Annotated in this window: 21 protein-coding genes; 8 read left to right on the top strand and 13 right to left on the bottom strand. The window is 63.1% G+C overall.

Annotated features, from left to right (window positions below; translation table 11 throughout):
- Positions 1 to 166: 166 nt before the first annotated feature.
- Entirely contained in the window at positions 167 to 1,234 is a 1,068-nt protein-coding gene (locus AC1RQI_RS08205; RefSeq protein WP_481904359.1) for a glycosyltransferase family 9 protein, read from the top strand.
- A gap of 7 nt (positions 1,235 to 1,241) precedes the next feature.
- On the opposite strand, the gene AC1RQI_RS08210 is transcribed toward AC1RQI_RS08205, so the two are convergent.
- The 9 genes from AC1RQI_RS08210 to lptM form a co-directional block, all read right to left on the bottom strand.
- Positions 1,242 to 1,640, bottom strand: coding sequence for a DUF6165 family protein (locus tag AC1RQI_RS08210; protein ID WP_416632553.1), 399 nt, complete (start codon positions 1,638 to 1,640; stop codon positions 1,242 to 1,244).
- Between the two features lie 49 nt (positions 1,641 to 1,689).
- Positions 1,690 to 2,292 carry a hypothetical protein gene (locus AC1RQI_RS08215; RefSeq protein ID WP_416632554.1) on the bottom strand — a complete coding sequence of 201 codons (603 nt, stop codon included), beginning with the start codon at positions 2,290 to 2,292 and terminating at the stop codon, positions 1,690 to 1,692.
- A gap of 78 nt (positions 2,293 to 2,370) precedes the next feature.
- The gene (locus AC1RQI_RS08220; protein WP_481904360.1) at positions 2,371 to 5,562 is read right to left on the bottom strand and encodes an ATP-binding protein; all 3,192 of its coding nucleotides are present in this window, start codon (positions 5,560 to 5,562) and stop codon (positions 2,371 to 2,373) included.
- Positions 5,562 to 7,295: a diguanylate cyclase gene (locus tag AC1RQI_RS08225; RefSeq protein ID WP_481904361.1), complete on the bottom strand. Its 1,734-nt coding sequence runs from the start codon at positions 7,293 to 7,295 to the stop codon at positions 5,562 to 5,564. The genes AC1RQI_RS08220 and AC1RQI_RS08225 overlap by 1 nt, the downstream gene beginning before the upstream one ends.
- Positions 7,288 to 8,265: a tyrosine recombinase XerC gene (xerC, locus tag AC1RQI_RS08230; RefSeq protein ID WP_481904362.1), complete on the bottom strand. Its 978-nt coding sequence runs from the start codon at positions 8,263 to 8,265 to the stop codon at positions 7,288 to 7,290. The genes AC1RQI_RS08225 and xerC overlap by 8 nt, the downstream gene beginning before the upstream one ends.
- A 24-nt stretch (positions 8,266 to 8,289) precedes the next feature.
- Positions 8,290 to 9,024: a DUF484 family protein gene (locus AC1RQI_RS08235; protein WP_481904363.1), complete on the bottom strand. Its 735-nt coding sequence runs from the start codon at positions 9,022 to 9,024 to the stop codon at positions 8,290 to 8,292.
- Between the two features lie 17 nt (positions 9,025 to 9,041).
- The gene (gene dapF / locus AC1RQI_RS08240) at positions 9,042 to 9,986 is read right to left on the bottom strand and encodes a diaminopimelate epimerase (RefSeq protein WP_481904364.1); all 945 of its coding nucleotides are present in this window, start codon (positions 9,984 to 9,986) and stop codon (positions 9,042 to 9,044) included.
- Entirely contained in the window at positions 9,983 to 11,242 is a 1,260-nt protein-coding gene (gene lysA / locus AC1RQI_RS08245) for a diaminopimelate decarboxylase (protein WP_481904365.1), read from the bottom strand. Before lysA ends, dapF begins: the two co-directional genes overlap by 4 nt.
- 18 nt (positions 11,243 to 11,260) lie before the next feature.
- Positions 11,261 to 11,410, bottom strand: coding sequence for an LPS translocon maturation chaperone LptM (lptM, locus tag AC1RQI_RS08250; protein WP_481904366.1), 150 nt, complete (start codon positions 11,408 to 11,410; stop codon positions 11,261 to 11,263).
- Positions 11,411 to 11,512: 102 nt separating this feature from the next.
- Here lptM and AC1RQI_RS08255 point away from each other — a divergent pair, with 102 nt between their 5' ends.
- Positions 11,513 to 13,987 (top strand): EAL domain-containing protein, encoded by a 2,475-nt coding sequence (locus tag AC1RQI_RS08255; protein ID WP_481904367.1) that lies wholly within the window; start codon positions 11,513 to 11,515, stop codon positions 13,985 to 13,987.
- Here the strand turns inward: AC1RQI_RS08255 and argH are convergent.
- Positions 13,984 to 15,405, bottom strand: coding sequence for an argininosuccinate lyase (argH, locus tag AC1RQI_RS08260; protein ID WP_416632563.1), 1,422 nt, complete (start codon positions 15,403 to 15,405; stop codon positions 13,984 to 13,986). The two genes, AC1RQI_RS08255 and argH, sit on opposite strands and share 4 nt — an antisense overlap.
- Before the next feature lie 81 nt (positions 15,406 to 15,486).
- On the opposite strand from argH, the gene AC1RQI_RS08265 reads away from it, so the two are divergent.
- From AC1RQI_RS08265 to AC1RQI_RS08290, 6 genes are all read left to right on the top strand, one after another.
- Positions 15,487 to 16,536, top strand: a complete 1,050-nt coding sequence (locus AC1RQI_RS08265; protein ID WP_481904368.1) for a sensor histidine kinase — start codon at positions 15,487 to 15,489, stop codon at positions 16,534 to 16,536.
- Positions 16,533 to 17,258, top strand: coding sequence for a LytR/AlgR family response regulator transcription factor (locus AC1RQI_RS08270; RefSeq protein WP_481904369.1), 726 nt, complete (start codon positions 16,533 to 16,535; stop codon positions 17,256 to 17,258). Before AC1RQI_RS08265 ends, AC1RQI_RS08270 begins: the two co-directional genes overlap by 4 nt.
- Positions 17,259 to 17,341: 83 nt before the next feature.
- Positions 17,342 to 18,280, top strand: coding sequence for a hydroxymethylbilane synthase (gene hemC, locus AC1RQI_RS08275; protein WP_481904370.1), 939 nt, complete (start codon positions 17,342 to 17,344; stop codon positions 18,278 to 18,280).
- Positions 18,261 to 19,055 (top strand): uroporphyrinogen-III synthase, encoded by a 795-nt coding sequence (locus AC1RQI_RS08280; RefSeq protein ID WP_481904371.1) that lies wholly within the window; start codon positions 18,261 to 18,263, stop codon positions 19,053 to 19,055. The genes hemC and AC1RQI_RS08280 overlap by 20 nt, the downstream gene beginning before the upstream one ends.
- A 9-nt stretch (positions 19,056 to 19,064) precedes the next feature.
- Positions 19,065 to 20,201, top strand: coding sequence for a uroporphyrinogen-III C-methyltransferase (locus tag AC1RQI_RS08285; RefSeq protein WP_481904372.1), 1,137 nt, complete (start codon positions 19,065 to 19,067; stop codon positions 20,199 to 20,201).
- Entirely contained in the window at positions 20,198 to 21,454 is a 1,257-nt protein-coding gene (locus AC1RQI_RS08290) for a heme biosynthesis HemY N-terminal domain-containing protein (protein ID WP_481904373.1), read from the top strand. The genes AC1RQI_RS08285 and AC1RQI_RS08290 overlap by 4 nt, the downstream gene beginning before the upstream one ends.
- A 4-nt stretch (positions 21,455 to 21,458) precedes the next feature.
- Here the strand turns inward: AC1RQI_RS08290 and AC1RQI_RS08295 are convergent, their stop codons facing one another.
- From AC1RQI_RS08295 to rho, 3 genes are read right to left on the bottom strand one after another with little or no spacing between them, the layout of a single operon-like run.
- On the bottom strand, positions 21,459 to 22,190 hold the full coding sequence (locus tag AC1RQI_RS08295; protein ID WP_416632570.1) for a CDP-6-deoxy-delta-3,4-glucoseen reductase: 732 nt from the start codon (positions 22,188 to 22,190) through the stop codon (positions 21,459 to 21,461).
- 32 nt (positions 22,191 to 22,222) lie between these two features.
- Entirely contained in the window at positions 22,223 to 23,689 is a 1,467-nt protein-coding gene (gene ubiD, locus AC1RQI_RS08300) for a 4-hydroxy-3-polyprenylbenzoate decarboxylase (protein WP_481904374.1), read from the bottom strand.
- 35 nt (positions 23,690 to 23,724) lie between these two features.
- Positions 23,725 to 24,987: a transcription termination factor Rho gene (gene rho / locus AC1RQI_RS08305; protein ID WP_416632572.1), complete on the bottom strand. Its 1,263-nt coding sequence runs from the start codon at positions 24,985 to 24,987 to the stop codon at positions 23,725 to 23,727.
- Between the last annotated feature and the right edge of the window lie 137 nt (positions 24,988 to 25,124).

Raw genomic sequence — 25,124 nt, forward strand, 5'->3', positions numbered from 1 at the left:
TCAGGGTTGGTCGATTCGATTTGCAGAGGGATACGGGACGTCACAGGCATACTACGTTACTATACGTCCTCCTCCGGTGCAGGTGGGGCACAGGTTGCCCTCTGGCGGAGACATTCTAGCAAGCAACAATCAGACGACTCCAACCCGGGCCAGCCCAACTTAATCCATGCTGAATGATTCATCCAGCGCATCCGTCAACTCCATCTGCATCCTCCGCCTTTCCGCGATCGGTGACGTAACCCATGTGCTGCCGGTTATACAGAGTCTGAAGACGCAACTGCCCGATGTGCGCATCACCTGGGTGATCGGCAAGACGGAAGCTCGCCTGCTTGAAGGCCTGCCTGGCGTGGAATTTGTTGTGTTTGACAAAAACGCGGGTCTGCGTGGTTATCTCGACCTATGGCGCCAGCTGAAAGGTGAGCAATTTGACGTGCTGTTCCACATGCAGGTCGCACTGCGCGCCAACATAGCGGCCCTGCTCATTCCGGCCCGCACCCGGATCGGGTTCGACCGGGACCGCAGCAAGGACCTCCATGGCCTTTTCATCAACCAGCGGATCCCCCGGAAAAACGGCCAGCATGTGCTCGACTGCCTGGCCAGCTTTCCAACCGCCTTGGGGCTTGAGCCGGCGGAACCGGCGTGGCACATCCCATTGTTCGAGACGGACAAGGCCTTCGCCAAGCGCATCCTGGACCCTGACCGCTTTAACCTGGTCATCAGCCCTTCAGCCAGCCATGAACTCCGGAACTGGCCCCCAGAGCGCTATGCGGCCCTGGCCGATTACGCGGTCTGCCAATACGATGCCCATATCATTCTTGTCGGTGGCCCCTCGGACCGGGACCGCCAATGCTGCCAGGCCATCGCGGGCGCCATGCAAGAGCAGGCATCCAACATCTGCGGCCAGGACACCCTCAAACAGCTGGCCTCCCTCATGGCCAGGGCGGATCTCGTGATTGCACCGGACACCGGACCGGCACACATCGCCAACGCCATGGGCACCGATGTCCTGGGGCTTTTTGCCGGCTCCAACCCCTACCGTTCCGGGCCCTATAACTCACTCAAGTGGTGCGTGAACCGTTACCCTGAGGCCCTGGAGCGGTTTACCGGCAAGCGGGTTGAAAACGCCCGCTGGGGCACCAAGGCGGAATATGAGGGCGTCATGGAACTCATTACGGTGGCCGATGCCACGGACATGCTTGACCGCTGGGTGGCCAACCAGCGCCAGAGGGCCTGACCCAGGCTCAACGGCTGTAGTCGCGGTACGACTTCTCCTCCACGAATCGCGAGCCCAGGCTCAGGTTGACCCGTTTCTTGATCGCCGCCCGCTCATCGTTGGTGAAGTAGACCGAGCGCGCCAACCGGATGAAGCGCTCCCCAAAGCGCCCCGCGGCTTCCTCCTCACGGAGACTGTCCTCAATCTCCCAGAGCTGCTCGTTGACCGCTTTCAGTTTCCGGCGCTCCCCATCCACGCGGGAAGGCTCGGCCACCGCATCCCGCCAGTGCTGATTCAGGGTCTCCAGCTCAAGCTGGACGTTGCCCAGCTTTTCCGGATCGTCAATCCGTTCAGATTTGATCTCGAGAATGGTGATCTTGTCCAACACTTCACCGAAGGAAACCGGTATGCGGATGAAGTCAGTCATCGAGCTACTGTTTTACCTCTCATGGCCTGGCATTGAAGGCCGCAGTCTATCACCCGTTGCCGGTTTTTGGTTCGTCCGCCAATGACAGATGGGAAATGTCCGGCGCCGGCGGCTCGGGCTTTTCCTCCCTCGCCGCAAGGTCCTCCCCCGGCGGCGCCACAGACCATTCATCCAGATGCTCGAAAACCGGCTCCGGATCCGCCCTGAGCTCTTCCAAGCGTTCACCGGGAGCGCCCAGGCTCAGCCCGGAACCCGCCAGGATGCTGTCAACCTTATCGCCGGCTACCGGCAGTCGATCGCCTGGTTCCACAGCCACGCTCTCTGCAGGCGACGCGTCACCGTCAGCCGGCGATGCGGACCGCTCTCCTTGCTGCCCCCCATCGTCTGGCGGGGTCCGGGATCGCGGCGCCTCACTGTCCTGGCCCACAGCCTGCATGGGCTCAATGTGAGCCACTAACCCATTCTTCTTCATGGCCGCCTGGTATTTATAGGCCGTCGCCTCATCAAGGCGGTTCTTGATAACCACACGCTCACCAGAGAACATCTTCTCCAGCTGGGCGTCATTGGCCTTGAACAGATTGCGGGCCTTCTCCCGCGCCGACTGTTCATCCAGGCCGGCTTCCCATTCGCCGCTAAAGACCAGTTGATACATCGCGTTTGTCCGTTGTTGCCTGCGTATTAGTCACAGCATAGCGCAGATGCGGCCCCAGAGCCCTGGCGCACCGTGCGTCTATTCATGCTCGGGCAGGAAGGTCTCTCCCGCAAACTGCTCCATCAGCTGCTGCACCCGATCGAGCTCAAACCCATCAACGGCTTCCACCAGCTGATCAGCAAACGCAACCAGCTCTTCCACACCCTGCTCCCGGGCCAGCGACTGAAGCTCCATGGCGAACGCCTGCAACGCCTCCGGATCACCGCTATCCACCAGTGAAGTGGCCTGGGGGATCAGGGAATAGCGCAGGGCCCGCATGACCCGTTTGCGCTGCTCTTCGCCGAGGTCACACCAGGGCGTGAGGTCTGCCGTGTCCTCTTCCTGCTCACTCGCCTCCAGATCAATCCGCTCATGGGCGAGATAACCAGCCAGCTCACCCAGCAGAATCTCACGGCTTACTGGTTTATGCAGGTACCCATCAAAGCCGGCTTCCCGGATACGGGCCGCCTCGCTGGTCATAACCGACGCGGTAAGCGCCACAATGGGGATCCCGCTAAGCCGCCGGTCCTGGCCGAAGGCATGCAGCGCCTCAAAGCCGTCCATCTCCGGCATACGGATATCCATCAGCACCAGGTCCGGACGGAAATCACGGGCACGTTCCAGGGCCAGAACCCCGTTTTCCGCCTCATCCACCTCAAGCCCTTCCGGCTCAAGCACATCCCGCACAAGCTGCCGGTTCACGGGGTTGTCATCCACGATGAGGACCCGGCTGCGCTCAAACTGGTAACGCACCGCCACATTCTCGTCGTTCACATTCGGGGCCGCCAGGGCGGTTTCCACGTCCTTCAGGTGCACCCGGAAGGTGGTGCCTTCCCCGGGCTGACTGCGGACACTGAGCTCACCGTTCATCATCTCAACCAGTTTCCGACTGATCGCCAGTCCCAGCCCGGTACCGCCATAACGCCGACTGCTCTGCCCGGCCTGCTGCTCAAAGGCCTCGAAGATGCGCTGCTGCTGCTCCGGCGGGATCCCGATACCGCTGTCCATCACCTCAATGCACAGCTCTGGCGCCTCGCTTTCCTTCCAGACGACACGCACCCGGACCTCACCGTGGTCGGTAAACTTGATGGCATTGCCCACCAGGTTGAACAGCACCTGCCGCAAACGGGTCTCATCCAGAACCATCACCGGCGGCATGTTCTCGTCCATTTCAATCGCCAGCTCCAAGCCCTTTTCGCGCGCCCGGATCGCAAAGATATGGCGGACATCATCAAGCAGCCGGCCCAGATCCAGTGGCCCGTACTCGAGCCGCATCTTTCCGGCCTCCACGCGCGACAGGTCCAGAATGTCGTTGATCAGCGTCAGAAGGCTGCGACTACCCGCCTTGATGGACTCCAGGTAGCCCCGCTGGCGGTCATCGGTAATGGTGCGCTCAAGCAGCTCCGTATACCCGATAACGGCATTCATCGGGGTACGGATCTCATGGGACATGTTCGCCAGGAACTCGCTTTTGGCGCGATTGGCCTCCTCCGCCTTATCCGCCAGCTCCTCGGCCCGCTGCTTGGCGTTCAGCAACTCCTCCTCGCTGCGCCTGAGCGCCTGCTCGGAGCGTACGCGTTCGCTGACCTCCAGGGAGAGTTTACGGTTCCAGTAAAAGAAGGCGGCCAGCACCAGCAGCGCAATGATGGTAACCCGCCGGACCACGGTATAATCCGTCTGCTGTTCCACGTCGAGCTTGATCCAGCGGTTGTAGACCTTGTCCAGTGCCGAGCGGTCGATCCGGCTCAATGCCTTGCCGAGAATCCCCACGAGTTCTGGATGCTCGGAACGAACCGCCAGCCGGAGATCATACTGAAAGGGCGCAATGCTGGTGATGCGCAGATTCTCCAACCCAAGCCGGGAGATGGTGTAACTGACGCCGGGGATATGGGTGACCATAACGTCCAGCTCATCGTTGGCCACCTGCTGCAGCCCTTTGCTGATGGAAGCCAGTTGCGTCACGTTCAGGGCTGAATGGTGGCGATTGAGGTATTCTCCGGCCGCCATGCCCTGAACCACGCCAACCCGGTCACTGCCATCAAGCTCAGAGAGATCACCAACGAACCGGTGGTCATCCCGAACCACAATCGCCACCGGCAGGCTGAGATAGCTGCGCGTGAACAGATGCTCGTCCTGGCGGTTGGGCGTCCGCGGCAGGGCGGGGACCACGTCTACCCCTCCCTCACCAAGTCTCGCGTCCACATCCTCACCAGGGAGAACCGGCACCCGCTCAAACTCATAGTCGAGTTCCTGCTCAATCAAGGCGAGCAGGTCCGGGATCACGCCTTCCAGTTCTCCCCTCCCACTGCCACCACGGAACTCGACAGGCGGCCAGCCGGTGCGCATGGCCACTTTCAGCTCCGGATGATCGGCCAACCACTCGCGCTCATCCGCGGTCAGCACCACTTCCTCTTCCTGCTCACCGAAGATCACGTCATGCCCCATCCAGGCCCCCTGGATGTTGCGGTGCTCCAGCGTGGTCATCGAGTCAATGGCGGCATCCAGAACACCACGCAGGCGTCCCTCTTCAAAGGGGACGGCATAGGACAGGGGCAGAGGTTCCTCCTCCAGCACCTGCACCCGCTGGATGGAGCGCACGTCATTATCTTCGAGATAACGGTCACCCACCGGCACAGGAACAAGGAGTGCATCCGCCTCCTCGCTGCGCAACATGTCCATGGCCTCACTGAGGGTCAGTGCGGCCAGTGGGGTAAACGAGGGGACGCGATCCATAAGCTCGAAGGGATAGCGGTCGCCGTCCAGCAAAACGACGCGCTTGTCCTCCAGACTGCCGAGCCGGCTGATGCTGGCGTTATCCCGGCGGGCGTAAATGGCGTAACGCACCTGCATATAGGGGCGGGTGAACCGGTACTCGCCAGCGGACCGGTTGGCGAAACGCATGCTGATGGCATCAATCTGGCCCTGGGCCAGCATGCGCTCAAGCAGCAGGGGATTGCCGCCCACCATTTCCACGCGCTTACCCAGCTTGCGCTCGAGAAGGCGGGCATAACCAGATTCGGTCCCCAGCACCCGGCCAAACTCATTGCGGTAGGCCAGGGGTGGCCGTCCGGAAGGTATCCCCAGCCGGATACGCTCCTGATCCTTCAACCAGAGCTTCTGCTCCACACTGAGCTCCGGGAGGTTCTCAGTGGCCGGGAACGGGATGGCGTGCGCCGCCAATGGCAGCATCAACGCCCATGCTATGGCCAGAAGCGCCCCGATCAAGCGCATCAGTGTTTTTCTCCAGGACCCGCGGCCGGTTCGTCGCCCCGTAACACCTGGTTCCGGCCCTGTTCCTTGGCGCGATACAGGGCGCGGTCCGCCAGGTCCAGAAGCTGATGCGGACCATCCACTTCCATGAATCCGGTCACGCCACCGGAAAAGGTCACCTCAACGCGTTCATGCCGGAAATGGAAGGGCAACGACCGGATACGTTCACGCAGCTTCTCCAATACATCGACCGCGGTCTCAGGGGGAGTGGCAGGCAGGACAACGACAAATTCCTCGCCGCCATAGCGGGCGATGTAATCCGTCTCCCTCAGGTTTTCCCTCAGCGATCGTGCGAGCAGCTGCAGCACCTTGTCCCCGGCCAAGTGACCATAGGTGTCATTGATCTCCTTGAAACGGTCAATATCGATAATCGCCAGAGTGGTCGGCTCACGATACCGGTGCCAGCGCCTGTACTCCTGCTCCAGACGCTCCTCCAGCGCCTCCCGATTGGGCAACTGGGTCAGCATATCGGTCGTGGCCTTTTCCCGCTCCTTCTTCAGTTCCTTCTGCGCCTCCCTGGATTCAGCCTCCATGGCAGCCACCTTGTCGCGCAGGTCATTCACCTGGGCCTGGAGTTCCTGCTCCCGGTCCGCCTCCGCGTCACGGTATTCCTTCAGGGTGGCATTGAGCCGATCAACATGGTCACGCACCGCCTGCTGCAGCGCACTCAGCTCGGTTGCACCCAGTGCCTCGCTGCCCATCTCGTCGAGTTCCTGGTCAATGCGCCGGTCAAAATGCTCGGATACGTCCTGCCAATGCTCAAAGTCCAGCGCACCGGTCTCGAACTGGGTACGCAGCCGCACAAGGCGCTGGTCCAGCCCCGCCAGGAACTGCTCAAATTCCCGCTGCCCCCGGCCCACGGCCGCCACGATCAGGTGCACCACCTCATCCAGTGCCGCCTGGATCTGATGCCAGTTCTGGCTCTCGCCAACGCCTTCAAGCAGCTGCTCAATCCGTTCCCCGGCCGGCCCAGAGAGCGGGATGTGCTGCTGGATATGGCGCAGCAGCTGCAGCAGGCGAGCCTTGAGGTTATGGAACTGATCATCATCAACCCGGGGTTCACCGCTGTCGAGTTCAAGCCCGTTGGCGCTGGTGTCCATGACAGAGTCTGGCGCCGCTGAAGAAGGGGTTTCAGCGGCTTGCGACGGCGCCTCTTCAGCGTCGTTGCCCGACGTTCCAGAACCGCGACGTCCAAAAAGGCGCTGCAGCAACGACCCCTGTTTCGTGCTCTCGCCGGCCGCACTGAGCAGCTGCTGCTGAATGGCCGCAAGCTGCTCGAGCAACGCCGGCAGCGCGTCGAACCGGCCGATGGTTTCCGGCGATGTGCGCTGCAGGGACTTCAGTTGCCGCCGCTCTTCCCGGCCCGCCCGCGCGCGCAGGGGCTCGGCAAGACGTCCAATGGCCCCCTGAAGCCGGCGAATGACCTCATCACGCGCCTCGTCAAAACCGGAAACACGTTCCTCCAACGCTTCCTGGAGCCGAAGCAGACGGTCCGCATCCGGATTGTCGGAGCGGGCCAGCTCACGCAACTCCCCAAGCAGCCCATCAAGATCGCTATCCTGGCCCTCGGCAACAAGCGAGACACGCACCAGCAAGCGCTGCAGGCTGTTCTGCCGGCGTTGCCACTGCTGCTCGTCCTGCTCGTGCTGCTCCAGCGCCGCGATGTATTTCTGCCGCCAATCCTGATCACTCATCCCGCCCGTTCTCCGTCGCCGCTCCCCGTTTTCTGTCTTTCCGCCGGCGCGCACGCGGATGCGCGCTGTCGTATACCTGGGCCAGATGCTGGAAGTCCAGGTGTGTATAGACCTGTGTGGTCGCAATGTCCTTGTGGCCCAACAGTTCCTGAACGGCCCTCAGGTCACCGCTGGATTCCAGTATGTGACTGGCGAAGGAATGACGCATCAGATGCGGATGGACCCCCTGGTCAGCCTGCTGGAGCTGGCCCCAGCGACGCAGTCTTGCCTGCACGGTCCGGCGGTGGATGCGCCGGCCGTGGCGGCTGACGAATACAGCCTCTTCCCCCGCCGCGGCCAGGGCCGGGCGATGCGCCAGCCAGCAATCCAGTGCCTGCAGCGCTACCCGACCGACCGGCACAATACGCGTCCTGTTGCCCTTGCCGGTCACCCGCACACTGGCGTCACTGGGATCCAGCTGGGATTCGTCCAGTGCCACCAGCTCAGCCAGCCGCAACCCGGATGAATACATCAGCTCCATCATGGCAAGGTCACGCACCTCCAGTGGATCCCGGGGCGTACGCGCCAGCAAATGGTGCAACTGGTCCACGTCCATGACCCCGGGCAAGGGAGACTGGCTGCGGGGCGGGCGGATGTCGAGGGCCGGGTTATCCGTCACCATCCCTTCCCGGATCAGGAAGTCGTAGAAACGCCGGATGGCGGAGAGATGGCGGGCTATGGTGCGGCCAGAGCGCCCTGCACGCGCCAGGCCAGCCGCATAGCGCCGCAATGCGGCTTGATCCAACGACAGAAGCTGCCATCCCTGCTGATCACACCATTCGCTCAGTTGGTTCAGGTCCCTGCCATAGTGTTCACAGGTCCGCTGAGCGCAGTGCCTCTCTGATGCCAGATAGCGCAGGAAGCGCTGTACCGGCTCCGGGTGCGTTCCAGCGGCCTCAATCCGTTCAGCGTGCGCATCAGTGGACGCCATACCGGAGCTCCCGGGGGATGGGGGTCAGTGACCGGCTTCCGCCTCGGGCGGGGTCATACGGCCTTCCGGTGCCAACAGAGGCGGCAGAAGCCGGCCCAGGGTATCGCTGATGTAGGTCATGAACAGGGACCCCATGCTGCTGTGGAAATAGCCTTCTTCAGCACTGGCAATGGCAATCAGCCCCAGGCACTCGTCCCGGCGCACGGGAATCACCGCTGCCGAACCGACCTGGTCAGGGGCCGCAAACAGAGCCTCACGGTGGCTATCACGCAGACGCCCGAACAACGGCTGGCTTTCATCCAGTGCCTCACCAAACACCGCCCTGGCCTCATCGCGGCCCAGATAACGCACGGCGCCACACTGGGACGGAGGTTCACCGTCGGTCAGGACCGTCAGGGTCGCGCCCTGAAGCTGGAACTCACCCCGGATGGTTTCATCCAGAATCGCCGCCACCTCCTCCACGGAACGGGCATCCAGCAACTGCATCAACAACCGTTTGCTACGGGCAAACAACTGATCATTCTGGCGGGCGATACCAATCAGCCCGGACAGCTCCTCGCGCAGTGCATCCCGCTGCTCACGGAACAGGTGCACCTGGCGCTCCACCAGCGAAATCGCCTCGCCGCTGTCATGGGGCAGCCGCAGTTTCTGCAGAAGCGCCTCATGGCGTTCAAAAAAATCCGGATTGGCCTCCAGGTACCTGGCGACATCGGCTTCAGAGACCGTGGCGCTTGCCGGTTCCGCTGTCGGGTCTGTCATTCACTACCTCCCGTCTGTCAGGCGGAGTTTCCGCCCCGACCCTTTTTCTTCCTGTTGTTCTGGGGGCGACCGCCACCCTGGCGGGAACGCCGTCCGTCACCAGGTGGCTTGATCCTACCCTCGAAGACCCGCGTCGCGGGCCCTTCCATCGTAACAGCTGCCCCATCCCCCGGCCACGAAATGGTCAGCGTGCCACCCAGCAGCTCCACCGTCACGCTCTCGGCCAGAAGCCCGCGCAGTCGCCCGGCCACCACCGCAGCACAGGCACCACTACCACAGGCCCGGGTTTCGCCCACACCACGCTCGAACACCCGCAGCCGGATCCGGTCCGGCGCCACGACCTGCATAAACCCCGCGTTGGCTCGCGCCGGGAAGCGTGGATGGGCTTCCATCAGAGGGCCAAGGCTTTCAACGGGCGCCGTGTTCACATCGTCCACCACCAGCACCCCGTGCGGGTTGCCCATGGAAACGGCGGAAAGGGGCAGCGTGTCACCATCCACCATTACCGGGTAGGTCACCGCCTGCTCATCCGCGGCAAATGGAATCGCAGCCGGAGCCAGCTCCGGAACGCCCATATCCACCCGGACCTGGCCTTTTTTGGTGACCTCCAGAGTCATGATGCCAGTCGCTGTCTGCACCTTGAGCCGATTCTGGCGGGTCAGCTGCTGATCGCGCACAAAGCGCGCAAAGCAACGGGCACCGTTGCCACACTGCTCCACCTCGGTGCCATCCGCATTGAAAATGCGGTAGCGGAAATCCACGTCCGGGCGCTCCGGCGGTTCCACCATGAGCAGCTGGTCAAAGCCAACCCCCAGGTGGCGATCCGCCATCTTCCGGATCTGGCTGGTCTCCAGCTGCACCGGCTGGGTGATGGCGTCCACCACCATGAAGTCATTGCCCAGCCCGTGCATCTTGGTGAAGCGCAGCCAACCACCACGCCCCCGGCGCCCGTCACCGCTCATGAACCGAACTCCGGCAGCGGCATCTCAGGTGCCAGCTGGTCTTCCAGTGTCTCGCGCCGGCGCACCAGATGTACATCGTCACCATCAACCAGGATTTCCGCCGGTCGATTACGGGTATTGTAGTTTGAACTCATAACAAAACCGTAGGCGCCAGCCGAACGCACGGCAAGGAGGTCGCCAGCGCCGATCGCCAGCGACCGCTGTTTACCCAGGAAATCGCCGGTTTCACACACCGGCCCCACCACGTCGTAAACCGCCGGTTCAATGTCGCTGCGTTCAGCCACCGCCTCAATCCGCTGCCAGGCGGAATAGAGCGACGGCCGGATCAGGTCGTTCATGGCCCCGTCCACGATGGCAAAACGATGTGCCTCGTCCCCCTTGAGCCCTTCCACGCGAGTGATCATGAGGCCGGCGTTGGCAGCAATGGAGCGCCCCGGCTCCAGCAGCAGTTCAAGATCGCGCCCCGCCAGGCGCTGCCTCAGGGCTTCACCATAGGCTTGGGGACTGGGCGGCTGCTCATCGCCATAGGGCACGCCGAGCCCGCCTCCCATGTCCAGGTGCTGGATGCTGATTCCCTCTTCCGCCAGGGCATCAATCAGGGCCAGCATCCGCTCCAGCGCATCCATCAGCGGCTCCAGACTCTGCAGCTGGGAGCCGATGTGGCAGTCGACGCCCACGATCTCGACACCGGGCATCGCCTTCGCCTGGCGATACAGCGTTCTGGCCTGCTCGATATCGACACCGAACTTATTGGCCTTCAACCCAGTGGCGATGTAGGGATGAGTCTGGGCATCCACATCCGGATTAACACGCACGGATATGGGCGCGATCTGGCCACGCTGCGAGGCCACGTCATTGATCATGGCCAGCTCAAAGTCGGACTCCACGTTGAAGCAGCGTACACCGACTTCCAGGGCCCTTTCGATTTCCCAGCGCTGTTTCCCCACGCCCGAGAAGACGGTACAGGCGGGATCACCGCCAGCACGGATCACGCGCTCCAGTTCACCCCCGGAAACAATGTCGAACCCCGCCCCCAGGCGCGCGAGCACATTGAGCACGGCCAGGTTGCTATTGGCCTTCACGGCGTAACAGATGCGGTGCGCCCTACCAGCCAGGGCTTGGTCATAGGCATGGAAGTGCCGTTCCAGCGTAGCCCTGGAGTAGATGTAGCAGGGTGTCCCGTGCGCCTCGGCAATCCTTCTCACCGGCACGGATTCGGCGTGCAGCTCACCGTTGTATTGATTGAATAGATCCATGGATCGGCACCCGCCTGATCAGCAGAGATGAGTGGAGATAGTCTGCGCGTCCAGCACGCTGGCATTATCCGGCGCCTCGGGCTTGCCCTCCCGATGCAACGCTCCTTTCTGCCCACACCCGGCCAGAACCAGCATCAGTGCCAGCATCACCAGCATAGAGCCACGCATAAGCCACCTCCCCGAGCAAACGGGGCATTATAACGCCACAGTTGACGGAACTCACACACGGATGTAACCCCGCCCCCACGCTTTCTGCTAATCTCGGGCGCTATGAAGGAATATCTGATCAAGCGGGTTCGCACCGAACCAGGCACCAATACCAATACGGCGCCTGCCAGCCTCCAGGTGGACGACGACGGCACCATCCAGGCGGCGGACGATGCGGCCGAGGCCCTTTTCGGCTACGGCATCCTGGAAATGCAGGGACTGCCCCTGCACAAGCTCGTGGCCAGCCATGAAGACAACCCATTGATGCCCCCCCTGAGCGACGCCCTGGAACAGGGCCAGAGCGCGCTCATCACCGTCCGTCACGCCTCGGGCTACTTTTTCTCCATCAGCCTGCGGCGCGCCGCCAATGACACCAGCGCGAATACCGAAGATGCCATGCGCATCCGCCCCCGCCAGGCCACCCCCCTCGATACCCGGGTATTCCGTCTGGCGGAAGAGAGCGGCGGCATCGGCATCTGGGAGATGGACCCGGACCACAACCGCCTCCACTGGTCGGAAGGGCTGTACCACCTGCTGGATCTCCCGCCGGGCAACCAGCTCGACCCGGAACATGTGCTGTTCTATTTCCAGGAGCACCAGAGCCAGGTACGGCGGGCCATCCTCCAGTGCCTGCGCCAGGGCGAGGCGTTTTCCATGGAAGTCCCCGTGCTGACCGCGAACCAGAACCACCGCTGGCTGCGGCTGACCGGCCGCAGCCTGGATGACTCCGGCAAGCGCCGCCTGATTGCCGGCAGTGCCGTGGACATCACAGCCCGGCGGGCGGACGCGCACTCGGCACAGGTCTGGAAGTACCGTACGGAAAGTGTGCTCGCCGCTTCCAATGACCTCATCGTTATTGTGAACCCGGAGCTGGAGATTGTGGCAGTCAACCAGGCCTACACTGATGCCTTCCACTGCGCCTTTGGCGTGACCCCTAACGTGGGCGACCGCCTCTCGGATCTGCTCGCGGACCATCCCGATGAGCGGCGACTCTATACCCGCTTGTGGGAACGCGCCCTGAGTCAGGAGGGGTTCTGTATCGAGATGCCGCTGGCCCAATCCGAGGAACAGCAGCGGGTCTACGAGATCCAGTTCAACCGGATTTTCTCCCCGGATGGCGAGCTGCTGGGCGCCGCCCATGTTGGACGGGACAAGCGCATTGCGCAGCTGGACGGCGAGGACCACGTCCACTACCTCAACCGCCATGATCCGCTGACCGGTCTGCTCAACCGCCGCGAGATCCTCCAGCGCCTGCACCGAGCCCAGAACCTCCAGCGCGAAGCCGGCACGCCCCATGCTCTGGTGCACATGGACCTGGACGGTTTCAGCACCCTCAACGCCCGTTTTGGCTCCGGCGGCTGCGACCGCTACCTGCGCGAACTCAGCAGCATGATCTCGGGCCGGCTCCGCCAGCGTGACGCCATTGCTCGGGTCGCCAGTGACCAGTTCGTGGTCATTCTGGACAACTGCGGTACAGAGGAAGCCGTCAAGGTCTGCCACGGCCTCCGCGATGCTGTGGGGGGATTCAGTTTTGAATGGCGTGGCGATACCATCCAGACCACCGTCAGCGCGGGTCTTCTGCCACTGAACCAGGTAATTGGCGAGGCGCCGGAACAGTGCCTGACGCTGGCCGCCGATCTGTGCGAAACAGCCAAGGCCACGGGCCCCTCCAGCATCAACCTTTACCGGGCCACCGATGAAACCGGCAACGAAACCGCTACCCGGGAAGACCTGGCGCAACTGATGTACGCCATAACCACCGACGCCATTGAACTGCACTTCCAGGCGCTGCGCCCCATCGCCAGTGCCAGCTGGGGTGACCATGTGGAAGTGCTCGCACGCCTTCACCGGGAACCGGACGATCAACGCCCAAACGACGAGCCACTCTGGCGTCCGGCCTCCTTCATGCCACTGGCAGAACGCTTTGACCTGGGATATGTCCTGGATCGGCGGGTTATTGCCCGCGCACTCGCATGGCTTGAGAACAACCCGCTGATGCAGCCGCGGCTGAAGATGATCAGTTTCAACCTCTCAACCAGCAGCATCATGGATGAAGGGTTTGCCAGCGAAGTGGCCCGGCAAATCGAAGCCAGCTCTTTTGAAGCAGCCAGCTTCTGCTTTGAGATCCGGGAATCCCATGCCTGGCGCTACCCGGAAGCGGCCCGGCGCTGCGCCCAGGCACTGCGCGCCTCAGGCTGCCGGATCGCCCTGGATGGGGCTGGCGTCACTGGCCACACCCATAACCTGCTCGGCGATCTGGGGGCCAGCATCATCAAGATGGATGAAAGCCTGGTGCACGACCTGGCGGATAACCCGTTGCAGGTGATCATGGTCGAGGCCATCCACCGGATGGCCCTGCTGTGCGACGCGGTGACCGTTGCCCCCTTCATCGAGGACGATGCCACCCTGCGCAAGGTGCGGGAACTCGGGCTGCACTTCGGCCAGGGCTACCGCCTCACCGCCCCAGAGCTTCTGGACGAACTCGCGCCTCCGAGCCAGCCCGGGGCGCGGGAAAGCATCTTCGGGACGCGCCGCTAATCAGGAGCGTCCCCCGCTCCCATTTCATCCAGCCGTTGCGCAGCCTCCCGCGCCGCCTCGCGCACCCGCTCCGGTGCCGTGCCCCCGACATGGTCGCGGGCACTCACTGAGCCCTCAAGCGTGAGGACCTGGTACACATCCTCATTGATGACCCCACTGAACTGCTGCAACTCGCCCAGCGCCAGGTCCTCCAGGTCCCTGCCGTCGTCGTCGGCATAGGCCACGGCCTGCCCCACAACCTCATGAGCATCCCGGAATGCCAGACCCTGGCGCACCAGATAATCCGCCAGATCAGTGGCCGTGGCAAAGCCACGCCGGGCCGCTGCCCGGGTGTTGTCCCGGCGCACGGCGAGCGCGGGCATCATGTCCGCGTAGGCCCGCAAGCATCCCTTGACCGTGTCCACCGTATCGAACAGAGGCTCCTTGTCCTCCTGATTGTCCTTGTTGTAGGCCAGCGGCTGCCCCTTCATCAGGGTTAACAGCGAGAGGAGATGGCCGTTCACGCGTCCGGTCTTGCCGCGCACCAGCTCGGGCACATCCGGGTTCTTCTTCTGGGGCATGATCGACGAGCCGGTACAGAACCGGTCCGGAAGATCCACGAAACTGAACTGCGCCGACGTCCACAGCACCAGCTCCTCACTGAACCGCGACAGGTGGGTCAGCAACAGTGCAGCAAAACTGTTGAACTCAATGGCGAAATCACGGTCACTGACCGAATCCAGCGAATTGGCGGTTGGGCCATCAAAGCCCAGAAGCTCGGCGGTATAGTGGCGGTCAATCGGATAGCTGGTGCCGGCCAGGGCCGCGGCACCGAGGGGCAGGCGGTTGACGCGTTTGCGGCAGTCGAGCAGACGCTCGTGGTCACGCTGCAGCATCTCGTTCCAGGCCAGCATATGATGACCGAAAGTGACGGGCTGGGCACTCTGAAGATGGGTAAAACCGGGCATGATGGTGTCCGCCTCGCGCTCGGCAAGCTCGATCAGCCCGGACTGCAGGCGCCCCAGCTCAACCGCGATGGCATCGATTTCGTCACGCAGGTAGAGGCGGATGTCGGTGGCGATCTGGTCATTGCGCGAACGCCCGGTGTGAAGCTTTTTGCCGGTCACGCCGATACGCTCGGTCAGCGCCGCCTCGATGTTCATGTGCACGTCCTCAAGGCCCACGGACCACTCAAAGCGTCCTGCCTCAATATCGGCGTGCACTGCCTCCAAGCCCTCAATGATCTGGCGCTCTTCCTCGCGGGTCAGCACGCCAACCCTGGCAAGCATCCGGGCATGGGCAATAGAACCACGAATGTCATGATGGTAGAGCCGCTGATCAAAGCCCACCGAGGCTGTGAACCGTTCCACAAAGGCATCCGTGGGCTCGCTGAAGCGCCCGCCCCAGAGTTTGCTCGCCGCTTTCCGCTCGTCACTCATGGTCTATCCTGTTGTCATAAAATCCAGTAAACCCGCAGACCGCGTAGTATAACAGCCTTCTTACTCAGGGCCCTATTCCTCATGACCCAGACCCCAGAGCCAAAAACCGACGGCGGCTTCATCCCGGATCTGTGCCAGGTCCGTGCCGTCTTTCTGCTGGTGCTCACCACCGAGCTGGTGGTGGTGCTCTTCGCGCTGGCGCAGCCCTCCGACGGCCTTCTGGACTGGCGCTACCTGGGCCTCGCCTCGCTGCTGGTCCAGTGGGTCACCCTGACCGCCGCCGGCCTCATCTGTGCCCTGCGGCGCAGGCTTGAAACACTCGGCGTAACGCTGACCGTCACCATCATTACTGCCCTGGTCCTGGCCGATACCGCCCTATTCACACTGCTTGGCCAGTGGCTGCTCACACCACCCCCCTCGCCGTTGAACGCCCCATTCACTTTGCTGCGCAACCTGATCATGGCGGCACTGATCACGCTGATGCTGCTGCGTTACTTCCATCTTCAATACCAGCGCCGGCGCCAGGAGGAAGCGGAGCTGGAGGCTCGCATCGCCGCCCTGCAGGCCCGCATTCAGCCCCATTTCCTGTTCAACAGCATGAACACCATCGCCAGCCTTATCGTCTCGGAGCCCGAGCGCGCTGAGGAGGTCGTTCTGGACCTGTCCGAACTCTTCCGGGCCAGCCTCAATACCACCGGCGAGCGACTCATTACACTGGGCGAGGAGCTGAGACTGTGCGAGCGTTACCTGGCCATCGAACACCTGCGCCTGGGCTCGCGCCTGCACGTGGAATGGGCACTGGATGAGGCGGCGGATGACCGCCCCGTCCCGCCGTTGATTCTGCAACCACTGCTGGAAAACGCGGTCTATCACGGTATCCAGCCCCGCAGCGAGGGCGGCACCATCAGGGTGGAATCCGAACTGACACGGCGCTGGCTCTACATTCTGATCCATAATCCCCTCGCCAGTAACCTGGCCGGCCAAAACCAGGGCCAGCGCATGGCGCTGGAGAACATCCAGGCCCGGCTGAGCGCGGTTTACGGGGATGCTGCGGCACTCAAGGTCAGCCGGAGAGAATCACAGTTCACCGTTACACTGAGACTGCCAGGGAACAGGGAGTACAACCCATGAGCGAACACCGCATCCTGATTGTCGACGACGAGACCCCGGCCCGCGACCGCCTGCGGCGCCTGATCGACGGCCTGGACGACTGCCGGGTATGCGCCGAAGCCACCAACGGCCAGGAGGCGCTGAGTATGGCGGAAGCATACGGGCCGGATGTCGTGTTCATGGACGTGCGTATGCCGGAGATGGACGGTATAGAAGCAGCCCAGGCGCTGACCGCCCAGGCCACGCCACCCGCGGTGATCTTCTGCACCGCCTATGACGACTACGCCCTTGACGCCTTCCAGGTACAGGCCACGGACTACCTGGTCAAACCCGTGCGCCGGGAAGCGCTTGCTGGCGCCCTGACGCGGGCGGCGCGCGTCAACCGCGTCCAGAGCCGCCAGTTCGTGCCCGAAGAGCCGCCGGCCATTGTGGTACGCAACCAGGCCGGTGTGGAACGCATCGAGCTGGACCGACTCTATTATGCCCACGCCGATAACAAATACGTTTCCCTCGTCCATGACCGGGGCGAAACCCTGTGCGACTACAGCCTGAGGGAGCTGGAAAACAGCTACAGCAGCCACCTCCTGCGCATCCACCGCCACACCCTGGTCAACCGGCGCTACCTGGAGGCGATGACCCGGACCCAGGCCGGGCACCAGGCTCAGCTGTCGGATCCTTCCGGCACCCGCCTGCGCGTCAGCCGCCGCCACGCCGCCACAGTCCGCGATTTCCTTGAAGGCTGAACCGGCCACGGGCGACAACCGCCCGCTGAAACGCTACCCTAGGGATCCCGGAAACCATCCACCCACTGAGGAACCGCCACTCCATGGCCCGAGACACCCTGCGCATCGCCACCCGCCAGAGCCAGCTTGCCCTGTGGCAGGCTGAGCACATCCAGGCCCAGCTTGAGCAGGCCCACCCCGGACTCAACGTGGAGCTGGTGGGCATCAAAACCCGTGGCGACAAGATCCTGGACGTGCCATTGGCCAAGATCGGCGGCAAGGCGCTGTTCGTGAAGGAACTCGAAGAAGCCATGCTCGACGGGCGCGCGGACATTGCAGTGCATTCCATGAAGGATGTGCCCATGGTTTTCCCGCAAGGGTTGGGCCTGATGGCCATCTGCGAACGCGGCGCGCCCACGGATGCGTTTGTCAGCAATCACCATGCGGATGTGGACGCGCTCCCGGAGGGGGCGGTTATTGGCACCTCCAGCCTGCGCCGCCAGGCCCAGCTCGCCGCCCACCGGCCCGACTGCCGGATCGAGACCCTGCGTGGCAACGTCAACACCCGTCTCGCCAAGCTTGATGAGGGCCAGTACGACGCCATTGTCCTGGCCACCTCTGGCCTGCGACGGCTCGGCTTCGACACCCGCATCCGCTATGAGATCCCTCCGGAGATCAGTCTCCCCGCCGTGGGGCAGGGAGCGTTGGGCATTGAATGCCGCACTGACGACACGGATCTCATCGAGATGCTGCACCCCCTGGTCCACGCGGACTCGCGGGACCGCGTTCTGGCGGAACGGGCCCTGAACACACGCCTTGAAGGCGGTTGTCAGGTGCCCATCGGAGCCTATGCCGAACTGGAAGGCGATGAGCTTTACCTGCGCGGCCTTGTTGCCTCTCCCGACGGCAGCCGCGTCCATCAGGTGGACGGTCGCGCCCACCGCAGCGACGGCGAGGCTCTTGGCCGACAGCTGGCTGAACAGCTTCTGGAAAAGGGCGCCGGCGCCATACTGGCGGAGGTCTATGGCTACGAACCCGAATAATGGGCCCCTCACCGGGCGCCGCATTCTGGTGTCACGCCCGGAGCCCAAGGCCACAGAAACCTGCGAGGCACTTGAACAGGCCGGTGCCAGCACCCAGGCCCTGCCACTGATCGAGATAAAACCACAGCCTCTCGATGGTCGGCAGCGCAGCCTGATTCAGGACCTGGACAATTTCGGGAAGGTTATCGCGGTCAGCCCCAACGCCGCCCGGCTGCTACTGGCACACGCGGACGAATGGTGGCCCCAATGGCCTGTGGCACTTGAATGGTGGGGCCCTGGCGAAGGCACCGCCAAAGTCTTCCGTGACGCAGGCCTCCCCGGGCAGGCCCCCGCCAGCGGCCATAACTCCGAAGCACTGCTCGATTGCGATGCCTTCCAGCCCGAAGCGGTGGCTGGAGCCAGGATACTGATCGCCCGCGGTGACCAGGGCCGGGAATTGCTTGTGAACACGTTGACGGAACGTGGCGCCCGGCTTGAGGTGCTCCCGCTGTACGAGCGGGCCCCCATCGAATGGCCGGAAACCACGCTCCTGCAGCGCCTGACCCGTTTCGACCCGGACACCGTTCTCGTGCTATCCGGAGAAACATTGAAGCACCTGCTCGAGGTAGGTCAGAATACAGACGCGAAGCTGCGGGAACGCCGCCTCGTGGTACCGGCGGAGCGGGTTGCCCAGCAGGCCCGGGAAGCCGGCTTTCGCGACGTCCGGGTAGCCGCGGCCATGACCCCGGACGGGCTGATCGACGCCTGCACGGCGTCCCCCTCTGATGCGGAGTAACGGACACTCGTGAACGACAACAGCAAACAGCTTCCGGCGACCACCACGGCCAGCCCGCACCCCAAATCCCCAAGACTCTGGCCACTATGGCTGGTCATACTACTGCTGGCTGCCGGCCTGATCGGCTCTGGCGCCCTGCTATGGCAACAGCAGCGGCTGCAACAACAGCTCAGCAGCCGCATTGACAGCCTCAACAGCGCCACCGAGGAGCTGCGCCAGAACCAGCGCTCCAGCCGTCAAGCGCGGGAACAGCGCCTCAACCGCCTGGAAGGCAAACTCGACAAGCAAGCCAGCGAGCTCAACACCCAGTCCCGCCAGATCGCGCATAACGCCCGCTCACTGCTGGGACTCGGCGAGCGCACCCGGACTGATTGGCTGCTTGCGGAAGCGGAATACCTTCTGCGGCTGGCCAACCAACGCCTGGCACTCGAAGGCGATCACAAGGGCGCTCTCCGCCTGTTGCAGAGCACCGACGAACTCCTGGCGGGCACCGACGCTGCCGGGGTCCATCCCATCCGCGAAGCCCTTGCCGAGGAAATCCTGGCATTGCGCACCATGGAACCGGTAGACCGGACCGGTATCCACCTGCAACTGGAAGCCGCCATGGGCATGGTTCCGGAGCTTGGCAACGCCCAGTCCATGGACAGCACCGCCACGCTGCCCGAGGCCGAGCGCCCCCCGTCCGCGGCGCAGGATGCCAGCCTCTGGCAAGACATTCTGGGCATCCTTGACCGCATGGTCCGTATCCGCCGCCTGGATAAGCCCACCCAGGCACTGCTGACGCCTGCCCAGGAAACCCAGGCACAGCTTCACCTGCAGTTGATGTTCGAACAGGCCGCTGCCGCGCTGCTGCGCGGCGACAACGCCGTCTACAGGCGCTCACTCGGGCGCGCGGACGAATGGCTGGAGCGCTGGTACGGCAGCGACAACCAGACCGCCACAGCCCTGCGCGAGCTGATCAAGGACCTGCGGGACATCCCCATCAGCACCACCATGCCGGATATCAGCGAATCGCTGGCCCTCCTCAAGGCCCGGATCCGGGCCCGCACAGAGGCCTCCGGGCCAGAGCAGAAGTCAGAAGACAATGCAGGGCCGGACAACAAACCGGAGACTGACACGACCGCCGATGGGGAGACCACCCCATGAGATCCCTGCTCATTGTCCTGTTCACCGCCCTGCTGGCGGGCACCCTTCTAAGCCTGGGCATGGCGGAGGAACCCGGGTATGTCCGCGTCAGCATCGGTCCCTGGCTGGTCGAAACCAATTTCTGGGTAGGCCTGGCGCTACTGGTGCTGGCGGCGCTGGCCCTGCACTGGCTTCTGGACCTTATGCGGGGCCTGCGGCTGAGCCCCACGGCCATGGGCCAGTGGCTGCGTAACACCGGCCGCAGCCGTTCCCGGCGCCTCACCACCCGGGGCCTTCTGGAGCTGGCCGAGGGCAACTGGGGGCGGGCCCGAAAGCTGCTGGAAAATGGCGCCGGCAACGCGGAAACACCGCTCATCAACTATCTATCGGCAGCGGAAGCCGCACACCAGCTGGGGGACCAGGAGCAGGCAGAACGGCTCCTCAAACTCGCCTGGGAAAGCACGGCGGGCTCGGATCTGGCAGTCGGGCTCACCCAGGCACGGCTCCAGCTCAATGCCGGGCGCAATGAACAGGCACTGGCCACATTGCTCCGGCTGCGCCGCAAAGCGCCCAACCACCCTCACGTCATCCGCCAGCTGGCCAACGTTTACCGTAACCTTGAGGACTGGCAGGCCCTCAGTGAGCTGCTCCCCGAACTGCGCCGCCAGGCCGCGCTGGATGCCAGCAGCCTTAACGAACTGGAACAGGAAGTCTGGCTCAATGTTCTGGACCAGGCCGCAGAGCGGCTGGAGCGCCACCCCCCCGAACAACGCAACATGGACCAGCTGGACCGGATCTGGGACCAGCTGCCGCCAGCCCGGCGCCACGATGAATCCGTGGTGCACCATTACGCCAGCCACCTGGCCCGCCTGGGCGCCGAACCCCGTGCCGAGAGTCTGCTGCGCAAGGTATTACGCCACAACTGGAGCGATCTACTGGTTAACCTCTACGGTCGCATCCATGGTGCGCGGGCGGATGAGCAGCTGTTAACAGCCGAAGGGTGGCTTCAGGAGCGCCCAAATAATCCGGAGCTGCTGCTCGCACTGGGGCGGATCAGCCTGCGTAACCGCCTCTGGGGTAAGGCCCGGGAATACCTGGAGACAAGCCTGGGCGTACGCCACAGCCAGGAAACGGCCGCGGAGCTGTGCCGACTCTACGCTCACATGGGCCGCTATGAGGACAGTGTCACCCTCCTGCGCCAGGGCGTTCTGGAACATCATGGCCTGCCCTGGCTGCCCATGCCCGAGGCTCGCCCTGCCGCCCGAGCACGCTGATCCCTCAGTCCCTGGGGGCGTACTCAAGAACGTCCGAGTAAAAACGGGCCGCATCGAAGCCAGCTGGCGTCAGGCCATCCAGAACATTGTAGACCATGGCCGGCGACCCGCTGGCCAGCACCATGACCCGGGCCAGATCATGACCATCCGCCAGCACGGCCTCCGCAAGGCGCTCGTGGTGGCAGTCCGAGGCAGCATCCGCTTCACAGACCACTGGCTGGAAATGGAAGCCGGGCCAGTCCTGCGCCCAGCGTTCCGCCGTGTTGCGCAGATACATCTCCGCGCTATCACGCGCCCCCCAGTAAAGGGTCACCGGCTGTTCCATCCGGCTTGTACGCAGATAATCCACAATGCTCTTGGCCTGAGCAAAGCCGGTTCCCGCCACCACCAGCAGAAGCGGCGCCTGCGGCGGCTCGCTCAGACAGGCATGGCCATAGGGCATGGAGATCCGGGCACAGCCTTCATGGCGGAGGTAGGCCATCACTTCACAGGCACTCTCCCACTCCGGCGGTGCCTGGATATGCAGGGTCAGCTGATCCGCACCAGGGGCACTGGCGATGGAAAACCAGGCGGGATCCCGGCCGGGCAGATGAATGGCCAGATACTGGCCGGCATGGAAGCGTACGGGGCGCCCCTGCGGCCATTCAAAACGTACCTGATAGATGTCATCACCCAGCTGTCCGATCTCAGTGAGATGGAACAGGTCTGACTTCGGCTGTTGTGTGTTGGCGTCCATACTTCCTCGTACGTAGCGTAAAGGAGCCGGGTTCAATCAAGGCCAAGCTGCGGCCAGAGCTCATCCACCCGGCGCTTCACATCGTCGCTCATGGTGATCGGACGCCCCCACTCGCGGTCCGTTTCGCCCGGCCATTTGGTGGTGGCATCCAATCCCATCTTGGAGCCCAGCCCCGCCACTGGCGATGCAAAATCCAGGTAATCAATGGGGGAGTTATCCACTAGGGTGGTGTCCCGGGTCGGATCCATACGGGTGGTGATGGCCCAGATCACGTCCTGCCAGTCACGGGCATTGATGTCATCGTCGGCCACGATCACGAACTTGGTGTACATGAACTGGCGCAGGAAAGACCATACGCCCATCATCACCCGCTTGGCATGGCCAGGGTACTGCTTTTTCATGGTCACAACGGCCATACGGTACGAACAGCCTTCCGGAGGCAGGTAGAAATCCACGATCTCGGGGAACTGTTTGCGCAGTATGGGCACGAACACTTCGTTCAGGGCCACCCCCAGCACGGCGGGTTCATCGGGCGGCCTGCCGGTGTAGGTGCTGTGATAGATCGGGTTCTTACGGTGGGTAACCCGCTCCACCGTGAAGACCGGGAAGGTCTCCACCTCGTTGTAGTAACCGGTATGATCCCCAAAAGGCCCTTCCGGCGCTGTATCATCCGGATAGATGTGCCCCTCCAGAATGATCTCGGCGCTCGCCGGCATCTGCAGATCCCCCACCCCGGCATTGACCAGTTCCGTGCGGGAACCGCGCAAAAGCCCGGCAAAGGCGTATTCGGACAGGGTATCCGGAACCGGGGTTACGGCCCCCAGGATGGTTGCTGGATCAGCCCCCAGCGCCACCGCCACGGGAAAGGGCTCCCCCGGGTGCTGCTGTTGCCACTGCTGGAAGTCCTGGGCCCCGCCGCGGTGGGCCAGCCAACGCATGATCAGACGGTTCCGCCCGATCCGCTGCTGGCGATAGATGCCCATGTTCTGGCGTTCCTTCTCCGGCCCACGCGTCACCACCAGCGGCCAGGTAATCAACGGGCCGGCATCCCCGGGCCAGCAAGTCTGAACCGGCAGCTGGTAGAGATCAACATCCGTGCCCTCCAGAACAACCTCCTGACAGGGGGCGGACCGCCGGATCTTGGGGCCCATCTTCATGACCTGGCGGAATATCGGCATCTTGTCGAAGGCATCGCGGAACCCCTTGGGCGGTTCGGGCTCCTTCAGGAAAGCCAGAAGCTCGCCGATCTCGCGCAGACTGTCGACACTGTCGCGCCCCATACCCAGTGCCACACGCCTGGGCGTGCCGAAAAGGTTGGCGAGCACGGGCATGTCATGGCCAGTGGGATTCTCAAAAAGCAGCGCAGGGCCCTCATTACGCAGGGTCCGGTCCGCAACCTCGGTCATCTCCAGGTTGGGATCCACCGGTGTCCGGATGCGTTTGAGTTCGCCCTGCTGTTCGAGCTGCTCGATGAAGTCACGAAGATCCTGGTATTTCATCGACGCCTCGGGGAATCAGGAGTAAGGAATAAAGGTCACCGCTTCTTCATGGCCTGGAAGAATTCGTCGTTGGTCTTGGTATCACGCAGCTTGTCCAGCAGGAACTCCACTGCCGCCACATCATCCTCCATGGAATGCAGCAGCTTGCGCAGAATCCAGACACGCTGGAGCTCGTCCTCGCCCACCAGAAGATCCTCACGGCGGGTGCCGGAGCGGCGCACGTTGATCGCCGGGTAAGTGTGGCGTTCAGCGATCCGGCGATCCAGGTGCACTTCCATGTTGCCGGTGCCCTTGAACTCCTCGTAGATGACCTCGTCCATCTTGGAACCGGTATCAACCAGCGAGGTGGCCATGATGGTCAGGCTTCCGCCCTCCTCCACATTCCGTGCCGCGCCGAAGAACCGCTTGGGCTTTTCCAGGGCGTGGGCGTCCACGCCGCCGGTCAGCACCTTGCCGGAGGACGGGATCACGGTGTTGTAGGCGCGCGCCAGGCGTGTGATGGAATCCAGAAGCACCACCACGTCTTTCTTGTGCTCAACCAGACGCTTGGCCTTCTCGATAACCATCTCGGCCACCTGGACGTGACGGGCCGGCGGCTCGTCAAAGGTGGAGGCAACCACCTCGCCACGCACGGTACGCTGCATCTCCGTCACCTCCTCCGGGCGCTCGTCGATCAGCAGCACCATCAGGTGGCAGTCCGGCGAATTGCGCACGATGGACTGGGCCATGGTCTGCATCAGCAGGGTCTTACCGGCCTTGGGCGGGGACACGATCAGCCCCCGCTGGCCCTTGCCGATGGGCGCCACGAGGTCCAGGATCCGCGCCGACAGGTCCTCGGTCGAGCCGTTACCTGCTTCCAGGCGCAGCCGCTCTTCCGGGAACAGCGGTGTCAGGTTCTCGAAGAGAATCTTGTGACGCGAGCTGTCGGCCTTGCCGAAGTTGATCTCGTTAACCTTCAGCAGCGCGAAATAGCGCTCACCGTCCTTCGGCGGGCGGATCTTGCCGGATATGGAATCCCCGGTGCGCAGGTTGAAACGCCGGATCTGGCTGGGCGAGACATAGATATCGTCCGGGCCCGCCAGGTAGGACGCATCGGCAGAGCGCAGGAACCCGAAACCATCCTGAAGGATCTCGAGCACGCCATCACCGTGGATGTCCTCCCCGCTTTTGGCGTGTTTCTTGAGGATCGCAAAGATCACATCCTGCTTTCGCGACCGGGCCATGTTTTCGAGGCCCATCTCCTGGGCAACCTCGATCAGTTCGGGAACGGGTTTTTTCTTGAGTTCGGTCAGGTTCATAAATTGTCTGGGATTACGCCTGGATGGATAGGATGAAGTTGGTTGTTATCAGACTGTCGGGGAAGCGAATGTCCGGATTGCCCGGGTTCTGCCGATCGGGGCGATCCAGTGAAGCCAGGGTCAGAACGGAGATTCCG

The organism is Salicola sp. AFF1, from assembly GCF_056783195.1.